Genomic DNA, 12601 nt, shown 5'->3' on the forward strand with positions numbered 1-12601 from the left:
GACATCAGGCGCCACCCGGAGCGGCTCAAAGAAGCGGCCTTACGCTCCCCGCATGGCACCTGAAGAGCGACGCGAGCAGATCCTCGATGCCGCTCTCGATGTCATCGTCGAGCACGGCGTGGGACGGGTGACCGTCGATGGTCTCGCCAAAGCGATCGGCGTGACCCGGCCCGTGATTCACAGCCAGTTCACTGACAGTAACGACATCCTCCGGACGGTTCTTAAACGCGAAGAAGCCCGCGCACTTGCCCAGTTGACCGAAGTGTTCGAATCGGTCGGTCAGATTCCGACCCCAGAGAACATCGCCGAGATGATCCGGGCCTATCTCCGTGCGGTTCTCGCTGAACCGAAACGTTGGCGGGCGATTCTGCTGCCAGCCGGGTACCCGCCTGCGTTCCGCAAGCGGTTGCAGCGCGGGCAGAAACTGATCACCGACATCTTCGAGCAGATCGCACGCGCGTCGATGCCACCAAACACCGACGTCGAAATGTTGGCAAAGGCTCTACTGGCCCTGCTTCTCGATGCGGGCCGCATCGCGCTCGAGGAACCGGACGACTTTCCGCCAGAACGAATCGCATCGTTCACGGCCTCAATGGCGGCACGGGTCCTCAGCCACGACCAGCAAGTTTGACGACCCCATCGCCACGCTTTCAAAAGATCAGTCAGCCACTCGATGCACCAAGACGCGCGAGCCAGTCAGCCGGTTGCCCCGCTCCTGATTCGAATGTGCTCGCACTTGTGCAGAGAAACGCATCTCTTTCTCCAAAACTGACGTGCATTCTTCTGCACATGCGGAGAACCGCAGCGCCCAATTGAGGCCCACGCAAGTTCACACCCGAGCAGGTTCAGACGCGTGGCCCTCTGAGAGCATTGCGCTGCGCCGCTAGTCGCGGACTTGCAGCACGAGTTTGCCGCGGGTGCGGAAGGTTCGGCTCTTACGGTGCGCCTCGGCCGCCTCGGCTAGGGGGTAGACACTGTCGACCACGGATCGGATATGGCCTTGCGCCATGAGCTCGGCGAGGGCGCTCAACTCCTGGCCTCGAGCCTTCACTGCAATAACCGATGCGCGTTGGCCGCCGAGGACGCGGGAGCGCAGGCTGGTCTGCGCCCATCGCGCGAAGGTGGCGAGGTTGGGCACCGTCGTGATGTAGAGCCCGTCGCGGGCCAGTACATTGCGGCAGCTGTCCAGGCTCTCCCTGCCGAGGGTGTCGAAGACAAGGTCTTGGCCACTGACGACGTCGGTGAACCGCTCCTCGGTGTAATCAACGACCGCAGCTGCTCCGAGGCCGCGGACGAACTCGGCGTTGGCTGCGCTGCACACGGCGGTGACGTGTGCTCCGGCATGGCTGGCGAGCTGGACCGCGTAGTGCCCCACCCCGCCGGACGCGCCCACCACAACGACTTTGGAGCCCGCCGAGATGCGGGCTATACCAAATAGGCTCTGCCAGGCGGTGAGTCCCGCCACCGGCACTGCAGCTGCTTCGATATGGCTGATCGCCGGTGGCTTCAGCGCCACGCACGAGGCATTGACCGCCATGTACTGTGCGTAACCGCCCATGTGGCCGAGTTGGCTTTGCATAGAGAAGACTTCATCGCCGACCGCGAAGTCCTCGACCTTAGCCCCTACCTCGACGACCACGCCGGATACGTCGCTTCCGGGGATGATCGGTGGGCGGCCTACTAGGTATCGGCCGACGTAGGTTCCTTGCCGCAGCATCCAGTCACGTGGGTTGACGCCGACCGCGTGCACCTCAATGAGGACCTGGTTCGGCCCTGGCCGAGGAGTGGGCCGCTGCCCGTAGCGCAGGACCTCTGGTCCCCCGTGCCGCTCGAAGTAGACCGCTTCCATCGTGTCCTCTTCTTCCCTTAGTCTCGTTTTGAGACTGACGCTAGCACTAGTCTCGTTTTGAAACTAACCGGGGTAAGATCGATGCATGCGCTATGACGATCTCGCCGACTTCCCGTGCTCGATCACCCGCCCGCTGGTGATCCTCGGCGACCGCTGGACGCTGCTGGTGCTGAAAACATCGTTCACCGGCATCCGGCGATTCAACGAGTTCCAGCGCGCGCTCGGTGTGTCTCGTAGTCGGCTGCAGGACCGCCTCGACAGGCTGGTCGACCACGCGATCCTGGCCAAGCAGAAGACTCCCGGCAGCGCTCATGAGGAGTACCGACTCACCGAGAAGGGACACGACCTCTACCCGATTCTCATGGCGATCAAGGACTGGGGCGACGTCTACATGGCGCCGGAGGGTCCGCCCGTGCACTACCAGCACCGCGGTTGCTCCGGCGAAGCGCACGTGCGGCTCGAATGCGATTGCTGCGGAAGCGGTCTCACCGCACGCGATATTGAGCTGGCGCCGGGACCGGGCCTGCTGACCGAGGACGGCGACCGCAGCAGGCCGGACCGCGCGAAGACGTGAGAGGGGCGGCCCCGGAACCTATCCGGGACGGAGCGGAGCTTATACGCGCGCAAAATCACGCAGGTGCCGGCAAACCTCGTCAATGGCTCGCCTCGCCTGCGCGAATACATTTACCTCCGTGAAGAATCCGTGAAAGACGCCGGTATACCTGATCAGCGAGACGGATACGCCGTCGTGGCGCAGCCGCGCCGCGTACGCTTCGGCGTCGTCGCGGATCGGATCGACCTCAGCGGTCAGAATCAGCGCAGGCGGCAGGCCGCGAAGTGACTGGGCACGCATGGGTGCCGCGAGGTGGTCGTCCACTCGGCATCCTCGGCCAACGTATTGATCCCAGAGCCAGCGCGCATCCGCGGCGCCCAAGAACGGCGAGTCGGCGAACTCCGACCATGATGGCGCGGTGAACGTCCCGTCGACTGCGGGGTAAGCGAGCACCTGAGTCACAGGGAGGGGGCGGTCTTCGTCCCGTCGGCTCAGACACAGGGCGGCGGCAAGATTGCCACCCGCGGCGTCGCCCCCGACCGCGATACGGTTCGGATCGATGCCGTACTTCGGCGCTGTGCGTAAAAGCCACGCGTAGGCATCGAGGCAGTCTTCAAGCGCTGCCGGGTACGGGTTCTCGGGAGCTAGACGGTAGTCCAGGGACACGACTGTCCAGCCGGACCCGGCAGCGATCGCACGGCACACATCGTCGGCTCCGTCCAGGGTTCCCAGGACGAAACCGCCGCCATGCAGGTAGACCAGGGCTGGACTGTTGCCGTCGGCACCGTCATGCCGATCTCATCAGCGGTTTCGTACACCACCCTATCCACCAGAGTCTCCGATTCTCACACCTTGGCCACTGTGTCTGGCGTGCGGGACGAATGGCCGGCTCACGGTCTATCCACGAAGCCTGCCGACCGACCCTCCACAGAGTCCGCCGTCGCCGTGCTCTACCGGCGAGTGGGCTTCAATGAACCGAAGTTCATCTGGGTGCCCTCTCCCCCGGCGGCACTGCAGTTATTTGCCGTTGAAGATTTACCGGCCCCTCCGTTAACCTTCGGAAAGCCTGTACATCCTTCGGCGGCGATCGCCGCGCTCTGCTCCACGTCCCGTGCCCGGATGGACAACCATCTACGTCGGCGGCATCAGCAAGATCCGCTGGCCCCTACGATGGGCGACATCGGTACTCATACGGCATCTTCGCTTCTGGCTGATCGAACTTCCTGGCCGTCACGACTTTTGGGCGATTAGGTAGGCCTGCGGGGTGGACTCGAACCCGTCGTTTGCGGGTTCGCGGACGAGTTCGGCATACCTGCGCAGGCCAGTCCGCTCAAGCCTGCGACTGATATCGTCGGGCTGGCGGCGGAAAAACGTCAATTCGATCTGCTGGCCGAATGCCTCCTGGAGAACTCGGGGCTGGTCTCCGACTTGGAACGCCAATAGAGCCATGCCACCGGGGGCCAGGACGCGAACGAACTCGTCGAACACGCGATCCAGGTGTCCATCGGGGATGTGGATGATCGAATACCAAGCGCAAACGCCGCCGACGCTGGCGTCGGGAATGTCGAGGCTGGTCATCGATCCGACCTCGAAGATGAGGTCCGGATTGAGGCGTTGAGCATGGTCGATCATTTTGGGTGACAGGTCAATGCCGAATGCCTCGACTCCGTGGTCATGGAGGATCTTCGTGGTCGCCCCAGTGCCGCAGCCGACGTCGATGACCTGCTTGTTTTCCGTCGCTGCAACGAGTTCAGCAAAAGCGCCGAGCATCGCGCGATCCAGGGGTTTGTCATCGAGGTGAGTGTGGAAGCGCTCGGCGTATCGGCCTGCAGTGCGGTCGTAGCCGGTGCGTGTCCCCGTGAGGAAATCGTGGTCATCCACGGTTCCCATTATCTCCTCATCATGGGCGATAGGGTCTTAACCGACTGATTCGAGTGCGTCGGCGGCATCATCTTCGAGTTCCTGGGCGCGGCGCAGGGCGCCGTTACTGTCCAGTTTCGAGCGCCGTCGACATACGGCCCTTTGAATCCGCGAACAGGGAGAAGCGTGACCCCTGGAAGCGGCCGGGCGGGACCACCTTTTACTTCGTCAACGACGGCATCGAGGCCGCGCTCGACAAGGCCCGCGAGGCCGCGGGTGATCGAGACGTCCGCATCGCGGGTGGCGGCGCAACGATACTGGAGTACGTCAACGCCGGCCTTATCGACGATTTCTCAATCGCGTTCTCACCCATGCTGTTTGGCTCCGGAGTCCGCCTGTTCGAGGGCGTCGACGCGGGCCGCGTGGCTCTGGAGCCGGTCCGCGCGGAGCCGACGCAGCGGGTGACCCACCTGACCTACGCGGTCCGGGAGCGGTAACCGCCGCCCCCTCAGCGCTCCCCTGCCGAGTTCAGGAGCCGAGTGAGATCCTGTGCGCTCTGCCCCTTCGAGCTTGCGCTAGCGACCCTCGGTGTGAACTATCGCCCCCTTGGGGTCAGCATGTAACACCTTGGGTACCTGGTTGCCCGGGAGCACGGTTACAACACCGGGTTACGTACGGGATCCACACACGAGGAGGCGACCATGTTCACACGAAAGGCGATCGGGATGGCGGCGCTCGCCGGAGCCCTCTCCGCGAGTGCGCTGCTCAGCACTGCGGCAGGTGAAGCTCTCGCGAGACCCCAATCTTTTACCGAGACATGCAGAATTGGCACCAATGTGTATCCGAGCGGGTACGTCCACACGGGGCCGCTGGGAACCAAGTGGCAGTGCAGCGACGGTTACTGGGTCGCGTACTAGTGTGATGAGTCAGTGATCCGTTGTCGATACGCCCTTACTCCTTCATGGGGACGTGACATCCTCAGTCACGCCACCATCACGCCACCATGAGGGCATTGTGTGGGAAGCTGACGAGCATCGTCTGACACTTCGAATCGAAATGGACACTTGATGCGACCGATCGCTCGTACCGTATTCGTTGCCGCAGCGGCATTTCCGCTCGCTTTGGCGTCCCCCGGCTTTGCCGCAGCAGCCGAGCCCACCGATGTCAGCTACGCATACGCGGTGAGCGGATCGAACGTCACCAATACCATCACCAACAACTCAGGTTCAGTGCTTCAGTGCGCCACTTCCCTTGCGCCCGCGCCAGAGGGCGTCCTGCCGCCGGTGGAAGAAGTTCTTCGCGACGGTCAGACGCTTTACGCTGCCGGTGAAGTTCAGCCGGGCGGCGCTACACAAACGGTAAGCGACGTGCCGGACGGCACGTACGTCGTGCTCGCCACGTGCTCAAGCGACGACACCGACCCTGCCATGTGGGTATCCGACTACCCGGGTATCGAAGAAACACTGCAACTGTTCCCCGCCACCGCGTTCACTGTCGAGGAAGCATCGCGAGTTGTCACCATTCCTGGCGGGGCTCCGACACCTCCGGAACCCGCTGTGCCGGACCTTGTGGCTCTCCTGTTCAGCGGCAGCGCGGAATAAGCAACGGCTTAGCTCCAGGTACGCGCGAGATCTCCTTAAGAAACCATGGATTTCCTCAGGAAGTTACCTGAGTAAATCCATGGTTTCTGTCGCAAATCTGTGATGCCGACGCCTGTGAGCGGTAGCAGGACGTGACCGACTGGCGGACTCGTTCACGCAGCTCCGCTGGACCCCCTGGCCCGGCGGCGCCCAGGGCTGTGACGGCGCGCTTTGCGCACCGCGATACGCCACGCTAGTTCTGACAGGGCGGTGGTTTCGCGGAGGAATGCGCGCGGTTCGGTCACAGCTAGCTTTTTCGCCTCCCGGCCGACGAATGCAGCGACGCCGCGTTTCGTGGCAGCAGTCGCTTTCTGCAGGCTCCCGCTGTCGTAAGGCGGCTGCGGATCGTACTCAATTACTAGCTGCGCGGCACGGGCAACGTCGTCCCCCGCGATTCTTCCGACCAGCCATAGGGCAAGGTCGATGCCTGCTGAGACGCCGGCTCCAGTGACGATCTTTCCGGTGTGCACTATCCGCTCGTCGTTAATGGCTTGTGCCCCAAGTCCTTTGAGCACGGACATCTCCGACCAATGCGTAGTCGCGGGCTTCCCATCGAGCAGGCCGGCGGCGGCCAGCACCACCGACCCGGTGCAGACCGACGCGGTCCATTGCGTGGTTTCGTGCACACGCCGCATCCACTCCAGTAACTGCTGGTTCTTTGCGATGGTGCCACTCGCAGCTCCGGACCCACCGATCAATACGATGTCCGGCGCGGGAGTTTCGTCGAAGGAATGCGTGGCTGCCATGACAAAGACGCCGCTGTCGGCGATCACGGGCCCAGGCTCGGTCCATACGAAACGCAACTCAGCTCCAGGGATGCAACGTAGCACCTCGTACGGGCCGACGATGTCAAGCGCGGTCATACCGGGGTACACCACGATCGCGATCTGCATGCTTGCTCCTCACGAAACTTTTGGTTTGGTCTGAAAGTGCTGCCGGTACCGGCCGGGTGTTGTTGCTGCGCGTCGGGCGAATGCCCGGTGCAGGGTCTCCGGGCGCCCGAACCCTACTTGGGTCGCGATCGCGGGAATAAGCAGATCGGTGGTTTCGAGAAGGACTTTCGCCGCTTCGACCCGCAACGATTCGACGAGAACCGCTGGCGTGACCCCAACTTCCTTGCGGAACAAGCGGGCGAAGTTCCGTGGGCTCATGTCTACGCGTGACGCAAGAGTTTCGACGGACAGGTCTTCCGCCAGATGATCGGGCAGCCAGCGCTGCAATTTCACCAGTGCTGGCGTGCGCGCGGGAGGATTGCGCATGTGCATACTGAACTGCGACTGCCCGCCGGGGCGGCGGAGGAAGACCACGAGCCAGCTCGCCACTTGATGTGCGATCTCAGAACCGCAGTCGTCCTCGACCAATGCCAGTGCCAGGTCAATGCCAGCGGTGACGCCAGCTGACGTCCACCGGTCGCGGTCGCGAACGTAGATGGCGTCGGCCTCGACATCTATGGCTGGATGGTCAGTTTGTAGTTGCCCGCATACGGCCCAGTGTGTGGTCGCCCGATAACCGTCGAGCAGGCCCGCACGGGCGAGGATCGCCGCACCTGAGCACACCGAGGTGGTGCGCCTCGTGGTGGCCGAAATAGTCTGAAGGTCTTCAATCGCGGCTGGATGATCGTCGGCGAAGGAATAAACACCGAGACCTCCGGCCACGAGTAGCGTGTCGATTCCAGACTGCTGCGATGCGTCCGTGAGCGAAGCGTCCACACCGATGCTGATGCCGCTCTCCGTCCGCACTGTCTTGCCGCTCGGCGACGCGAGCATAACCGTGTAGCCGGGGTTCGAGCCCAGCAACGATGCGGTCCTAAAGACATCCGTTGGGCCTGCGATGTCGAGCAGGTTGCAGCCGTCGAAGACAACGACAACGACCTCACGGAAATCGCGTGAACACCGCACTCATTGATCGTTTCCTGAAAGACGGTTGGCGGCAAGGACAAGTAACTGACGATTTCAGCCCCAGCAGGAGGCGGGGGGTCATCAAAGCACCGCGAGAATCTCGTCCGCGGTTTGGTAGCCCGAACGGACTGCGCCTTCCATATAGCCGTTCCATTCGATGGCGTGCTCTGCCCCCGCCCAGTGCAGTCGCCCGACGGGTTTGCGAAGGACCTCCCCGTAGCTGGTCCACACGCCGGGTGCGAAGTGGGCACCATAGCAGCCGCGCGTGAATTCCTCTGCACTCCAATCTTTCTCCACGTAGTCGGTTGGATCGGCGGCTTCCGGACCGAAGTACCGGACAAAGCTGTCAAGAACACCGGCACGCCGCTCGTCTATGGGCAGGCGCTGCCAATGGCGAGCTTCGCTTCCTTCGACAAACCCCATCAGGATGCCCACTTCGCCGCCGGGCGGTGAGACGTCGAATGTCACTTTCACTGGTCCCTGGTCCGAGATCGCTTGCCCGTTCAAGCCTTGCTTGCGCCAGAAAGGTGTCGGATAGACCGCGAAGTTCTTGATGACGGTCCCCGCCGGGAGTTTCTGCGTGAGCTGGTCCCGCCAGGCGGGAAGCGCTGGTTCGTAGTGCAGGCGACCCGCCAGCGTTGGCGGAAGTGTGATGAGGACGCGCCGCGCGGAGTGCGTCTCGCCGGATCGTGTCCGGACGGTGACGCCCGTGCCGGCTTGCGAAACGTCGGCGACCTCGGCGCCCAAACGGACGTCGAGGCCCGCCGCGAGGTGCTGCGCCACCAGCACCGAGCCTCCGACTACGCGGTCCTTCTGTGCACCCTGGTCGACGGAGATTAGAGTTTCGAGATCCCTGTTGCTTACGGTGTAGAAGAGCGCATGGAGGAGTGAGATATCGGCCGAGTCAGCTGAGAAGATCGCCTCCGCGGCAAGGCGGAAGTAGGCACGGCCACTTGGTGTCCGCAGGTTTCGGCGCACCCACGACTCGTAGGTCTGTCCGTCGAGGCTACCCGCCTCCGGGTGCAGCCAAGGTGCGGCGGGGTCGACGGTGCGCGCAAGGCGGCCGAATCGGATCAGGCCCTGAAGCAGGTCAGCGAGCGCGATCGGGTTGAGTTTTGGAATGGCCCCTTTCTTTGGGGCGAGGTGAGCCTTCTTGCCGAGAAGATGGAGAAGCAGCTTGCCTTCATCGTTCCAGGTTCGGAAGGTTTCGAGACCGAGTTCTTCCACCAGGGCGTACATTTCGGTGTGGCCTTCGCCCAGCCACGTGCCACCGAGTTCGATCGGATGCCCTTGAACTACACCACCTTCGGTGCGGCCGCCCACACGGTCTCGCGCTTCTAACACTCGCACGGACTTACCCACGTCCACGAGCTTGCGCGCCGCGCTCAGTCCGGAGAGTCCTGCGCCTACAACGATGACGTCGACGTCGTGCATGCGTTCTCCTCATCAAGTCAGTCGTATGACTGAGTTGCCCCAAGGGTAAGGTCATCCGCCCGAACCCCACCAGAGTCCTTTACGGCTCGCACGCGCGAGATTTACTCAAGAAACCATCGATCTCCTCGGTTTGTTTCTTACGGGCATTGATGGTTTCTTGAGGAAATCTGCAGAAGCGCGCGTGAACGCCGCATGACGCGCTACCGGCACTTAGGTTAGGCTCACTTCATGCTAAGGTTCTCCCGCTTCCTCGCGCGCACCTTTTGATCGCTGTCTGCGGATCTGCGCTCGGGTGGCGCATTGATCCTGGACGAAGCAGAAGGCACTGACGATTATGAGCATTTCCGCAGGACGAATTGGCATCTTGGTGCTCGCCGCAGCACTAGCGAGCGCACTGGTGGCATGTGGGCAATCTGAAGCTGTAGATAGCGGCGCCGCCGCATCAAATGGAGAGGGCACGACGATCTACCCGCTCGTCCTCGATAACTGCGGCAGGAAAGTAACCATCGACGCCGCACCGCAGCGGGTGGTCTCGCTTGACCAGGGATCGACTGAGATCTTGCTGTCCCTGGGGCTCGCCGAACGGGTGGTGGGCACTGCGTCGTGGACGGATCCAATCCGTGAGAATCTCGCGGAAGCGAATGCGTCGGTCCCGCGACTCGCAGACAACGCTCCATCCTACGAGGTCGTGCTTGGTGCAGATCCGGATTTCGTGACGGCGTCGTTCGGCCGGCATTTCGCACAGGGCGGCGTGGCCGATCGTGACCGTTTCGAAGAAACCGGCATGGAAACATACCTCTCTCCCACCGACTGTGATAACGGCGTGAGCATCAACGGCGGTGGCAAGCGCACCACCCCGCTGACGATGGACGCGCTGTATCAGGAGATCCGCGAGCTCGCGGCCGTGTTCGACGTCAGCACGCGGGGCGAGGAACTGATCGACGAGTTGAAGAGCCGCGAGACCGCCGCGCTCGCAGGTATCGGGGCAGCGGATGTCTCGCTGGCGTTCTGGTTCGCCGATACCAAGAGCCCCTATGTGGCCGGTGGCCTCGGTTCGCCGAACCTGCTCGCGACCTACGTCGGTGCCGAGAACGCGTTCTCTGACCTGACGGACGACTGGGCGCCCGTCGGCTGGGAGACTGTGGTGGAACGCAACCCCGATGTCCTGGTGCTTGGTGATTTGTTGCGCAACCGCTTCCCCGGAGATCTCCTGGTAGAAAAGGCAGCGTTCCTCGAATCAGATCCCCTCACAAAGAACCTTGATGCGGTACGCAATGGGCACTACATCGAACTGCACGGCGCGGAAATGAATCCTTCCATTCGGACCGTTGATGGCCTCGAGAAACTCGCCGCGGGGCTCCGCGACCTGAAGGTGCCGTCTTGACCCTTAAACTCAGGCCCGCTGAAACCGGCGGTCGCGCACCGGTCCAGCGGCCGTGGGTACTCGGTGCCATGATCGCGTGCGCGGGAGTCTGCGTGCTCGTACTGTCGTTCCTCGTCGCGATCACGCTAGGACCGGCAGACGTGTCGATGGTCAATGTCCGTGATGTCCTGCTGAATCACGCAGGGCTCGCAGACATCCCGGTGCGGCCGACTAAGAACGCGATCGTGTGGGAGGAACGTCTCCCCCGCGCGCTAGTGGCCGCTGCATGCGGTGCCGGACTCGGTTTGTGCGGCGTCATCATGCAGTCCCTCCTTCGGAACCCGCTCGCTGATCCGTTTATTCTGGGGATCTCATCGGGGGCGTCGACAGGTGCCGTGATCGTTGGCGTGCTTGGTGTCGGAGGGATGGCGCTCGGTTTGTCCGGCGGGGCATTCATCGGCTCGCTCATCGCGTTCGGGTTGGTGCTGCTCCTCGCGCGGCTGTCCGGCGGCAGTAACGACCGTGTCATTCTCGCGGGTGTGGCGAGTACTCAATTGTTTTCGGCTCTCACATCGTTCGTCATTTTCGCGTTCGCCGACTCAGACGAGACCCGCGGCGTGATGTTCTGGCTGCTCGGCTCGCTCGAAGGCGTTCGATGGAACGACGTGGTGCTGTGCACCGTCATTGTGCTCCTCGGCGCCGCCATATGCTTGCACTACGCATACGTTCTTGACGCCTTCGCCTTCGGTGAAGATGTCGCTGCGTCCCTTGGTATCTCCGTCACGAAGGTCCGGCTGCTACTTCTCGTCGTGACCGCACTCATCACTGCGACTCTGGTCAGCGTCGCCGGTGCGATCGGTTTCGTAGGGCTCGTGCTCCCCCACGCAGCTCGGCTTCTGGTGGGCTCCCGGCACAGTCGGCTGATTCCCGCGACCGCTGTCATGGGGGCCGTGTTTATGGTGTGGGTGGACGCCATCTCCCGGGTGGCCTTCGCTCCCACACCGCTGCCGGTAGGTGTCGGCACCGCCCTAGTTGGTGTTCCCGTGTTCATCGTCATTCTGTCTCGGCGTAGGAGGGCCGTATGACATTGCACGCCGAAACCGTCACCTGGAATCGTGGCGGCTCGCTGATCGTCGACGGCGTGACGGTCACACCGGCACAGGGCGCGACGGTAGGTCTGCTCGGTCCTAACGGGTCCGGGAAGTCCTCGCTCCTCCGCCTCCTGAATGGAGTCGTTCGCCCGACCACCGGTGTCGTGACACTCGACGGACACGACCTAACGACGTTGCGGCGCAGAGACATCGCGCGTGCCGTCGCAGTCGTGAGCCAGCACGCGGACACGGAAGTTGACATCGCGGTTCGCGATGTGGTGCGTCTGGGACGAATCCCGCACCGCGGAACGTTTGGTGGTGACCCGGCGACCGACGACGCGGCCGTGAGCGCCGCGCTCGAGCACACGTGTCTCACGTCGAAGGCAGATCGGTTGTGGCACACGCTGTCCGGTGGTGAGAAGCAGCGGGTCCAGATCGCCCGCGCTCTCGCACAGAATCCGCGTGAACTGTTGCTGGACGAGCCTACGAACCACCTCGATATCCACCATCAACTGGAGTTACTGGCGCTCGTCGCTCGGCTGCCCGTCACGAGCGTGATCGCCCTTCACGACCTCAACCTTGCCGCAATGTTCTGCGACGATGTGATCGTGCTAAAGGATGGGCGAGTTGTCGCCGGCGGCAAGCCCGCCGAAGTCCTGACGTCCGAGCTAATCGCCGCCGTCTACAACGTGTGCGCCGAGGTTATCGTCGACGACGCGAGAAGACGTCTGTCCATACTGTTCGAGCCAGGCCCCGTTCCGGTTATCGCGCGTTGATGCTCCGGCTACTATGCCTTCAGACCAACAGGCGCAATGCGGCATCTAACTGACGAGGCCATCTGGACCATCGCGATCCCGGCCGCCCCCACAGTTGCTGCGAGAGTCCGCCGGTTGCCGGTATGAGAAGCGTGCAT

13 protein-coding genes and 1 pseudogene are annotated in these 12601 nt (G+C 62.9%); 8 read left to right on the top strand and 6 right to left on the bottom strand.

The features are described 5' to 3' along the window. Window positions 1-52 precede the first annotated feature (52 nt). Complete coding sequence (locus AS9A_RS11005; RefSeq protein ID WP_158307357.1) at window positions 53-631, top strand: TetR/AcrR family transcriptional regulator; 579 nt, start codon at window positions 53-55, stop codon at window positions 629-631. Between the two features lie 252 nt (window positions 632-883). Here the strand turns inward: AS9A_RS11005 and AS9A_RS11010 are convergent, their stop codons facing one another. Then, entirely contained in the window at window positions 884-1849 is a 966-nt protein-coding gene (locus AS9A_RS11010) for an NADP-dependent oxidoreductase (RefSeq protein ID WP_013807077.1), read from the bottom strand. A gap of 85 nt (window positions 1850-1934) precedes the next feature. Here AS9A_RS11010 and AS9A_RS11015 point away from each other — a divergent pair, with 85 nt between their 5' ends. Beyond that, a complete protein-coding gene (locus AS9A_RS11015) occupies window positions 1935-2423 on the top strand; it encodes a winged helix-turn-helix transcriptional regulator (RefSeq protein WP_013807078.1) in 489 nt (162 codons plus the stop codon). A 39-nt stretch (window positions 2424-2462) separates the two neighbouring features. Here AS9A_RS11015 and AS9A_RS11020 read toward each other — a convergent pair. Both AS9A_RS11020 and AS9A_RS11025 read right to left on the bottom strand, forming a co-directional pair. Then, a pseudogene (locus tag AS9A_RS11020) lies at window positions 2463-3170 on the bottom strand (alpha/beta hydrolase); the annotation flags it as partial. A 462-nt stretch (window positions 3171-3632) separates the two neighbouring features. Continuing rightward, entirely contained in the window at window positions 3633-4292 is a 660-nt protein-coding gene (locus AS9A_RS11025; protein WP_237707912.1) for a class I SAM-dependent methyltransferase, read from the bottom strand. Between the two features lie 44 nt (window positions 4293-4336). Here AS9A_RS11025 and AS9A_RS11030 point away from each other — a divergent pair, with 44 nt between their 5' ends. From AS9A_RS11030 to AS9A_RS11040, 3 genes are all read left to right on the top strand, one after another. Further along, complete coding sequence (locus tag AS9A_RS11030) at window positions 4337-4759, top strand: dihydrofolate reductase family protein (RefSeq protein ID WP_013807082.1); 423 nt, start codon at window positions 4337-4339, stop codon at window positions 4757-4759. 204 nt (window positions 4760-4963) lie between these two features. After that, on the top strand, window positions 4964-5179 hold the full coding sequence (locus tag AS9A_RS11035; protein ID WP_013807083.1) for a hypothetical protein: 216 nt from the start codon (window positions 4964-4966) through the stop codon (window positions 5177-5179). Between the two features lie 150 nt (window positions 5180-5329). Then, on the top strand, window positions 5330-5863 hold the full coding sequence (locus AS9A_RS11040) for a hypothetical protein (protein ID WP_013807085.1): 534 nt from the start codon (window positions 5330-5332) through the stop codon (window positions 5861-5863). A gap of 152 nt (window positions 5864-6015) precedes the next feature. Here AS9A_RS11040 and AS9A_RS11045 read toward each other — a convergent pair whose 3' ends face one another. From AS9A_RS11045 to AS9A_RS11055, 3 genes are all read right to left on the bottom strand, one after another. Further along, the gene (locus AS9A_RS11045) at window positions 6016-6795 is read right to left on the bottom strand and encodes a DJ-1/PfpI family protein (RefSeq protein WP_013807086.1); all 780 of its coding nucleotides are present in this window, start codon (window positions 6793-6795) and stop codon (window positions 6016-6018) included. Between the two features lie 9 nt (window positions 6796-6804). After that, on the bottom strand, window positions 6805-7800 hold the full coding sequence (locus AS9A_RS11050; RefSeq protein WP_013807087.1) for a GlxA family transcriptional regulator: 996 nt from the start codon (window positions 7798-7800) through the stop codon (window positions 6805-6807). 81 nt (window positions 7801-7881) lie between these two features. Continuing rightward, complete coding sequence (locus tag AS9A_RS11055; protein ID WP_013807088.1) at window positions 7882-9234, bottom strand: flavin monoamine oxidase family protein; 1353 nt, start codon at window positions 9232-9234, stop codon at window positions 7882-7884. Window positions 9235-9568: 334 nt separating this feature from the next. Between AS9A_RS11055 and AS9A_RS11060 the strand changes: the two genes are divergently transcribed. The 3 genes from AS9A_RS11060 (at window position 9569) to AS9A_RS11070 (ending at window position 12464) form a co-directional block, all read left to right on the top strand. After that, window positions 9569-10618, top strand: coding sequence for an ABC transporter substrate-binding protein (locus AS9A_RS11060; protein ID WP_013807089.1), 1050 nt, complete (start codon window positions 9569-9571; stop codon window positions 10616-10618). A 68-nt stretch (window positions 10619-10686) separates the two neighbouring features. Next, window positions 10687-11682: a FecCD family ABC transporter permease gene (locus AS9A_RS11065; protein ID WP_041451829.1), complete on the top strand. Its 996-nt coding sequence runs from the start codon at window positions 10687-10689 to the stop codon at window positions 11680-11682. After that, window positions 11679-12464 (top strand): ABC transporter ATP-binding protein, encoded by a 786-nt coding sequence (locus AS9A_RS11070; protein WP_013807091.1) that lies wholly within the window; start codon window positions 11679-11681, stop codon window positions 12462-12464. Before AS9A_RS11065 ends, AS9A_RS11070 begins: the two co-directional genes overlap by 4 nt. Window positions 12465-12601 lie beyond the last annotated feature (137 nt).

Source organism: Hoyosella subflava DQS3-9A1 (assembly GCF_000214175.1).
Classification (GTDB): domain Bacteria; phylum Actinomycetota; class Actinomycetes; order Mycobacteriales; family Mycobacteriaceae; genus Hoyosella; species Hoyosella subflava.

Bases quoted from the DNA above. Each gene is read 5' to 3' on its own strand.
- AS9A_RS11015 (WP_013807078.1), top strand. From the start codon at position 1,935: ATGCGCTATGACGATCTCGCCGACTTCCCGTGCTCGATCACCCGCCCG.
- AS9A_RS11025 (WP_237707912.1), bottom strand. From the start codon at position 4,292: ATGGGAACCGTGGATGACCACGATTTCCTCACGGGGACACGCACCGGC.
- AS9A_RS11005 (WP_158307357.1), top strand. From the start codon at position 53: ATGGCACCTGAAGAGCGACGCGAGCAGATCCTCGATGCCGCTCTCGAT.
- AS9A_RS11010 (WP_013807077.1), bottom strand. From the start codon at position 1,849: ATGGAAGCGGTCTACTTCGAGCGGCACGGGGGACCAGAGGTCCTGCGC.
- AS9A_RS11045 (WP_013807086.1), bottom strand. From the start codon at position 6,795: ATGCAGATCGCGATCGTGGTGTACCCCGGTATGACCGCGCTTGACATC.
- AS9A_RS11040 (WP_013807085.1), top strand. From the start codon at position 5,330: ATGCGACCGATCGCTCGTACCGTATTCGTTGCCGCAGCGGCATTTCCG.
- AS9A_RS11035 (WP_013807083.1), top strand. From the start codon at position 4,964: ATGTTCACACGAAAGGCGATCGGGATGGCGGCGCTCGCCGGAGCCCTC.
- AS9A_RS11070 (WP_013807091.1), top strand. From the start codon at position 11,679: ATGACATTGCACGCCGAAACCGTCACCTGGAATCGTGGCGGCTCGCTG.
- AS9A_RS11065 (WP_041451829.1), top strand. From the start codon at position 10,687: ATGATCGCGTGCGCGGGAGTCTGCGTGCTCGTACTGTCGTTCCTCGTC.
- AS9A_RS11055 (WP_013807088.1), bottom strand. From the start codon at position 9,234: ATGCACGACGTCGACGTCATCGTTGTAGGCGCAGGACTCTCCGGACTG.
- AS9A_RS11060 (WP_013807089.1), top strand. From the start codon at position 9,569: ATGAGCATTTCCGCAGGACGAATTGGCATCTTGGTGCTCGCCGCAGCA.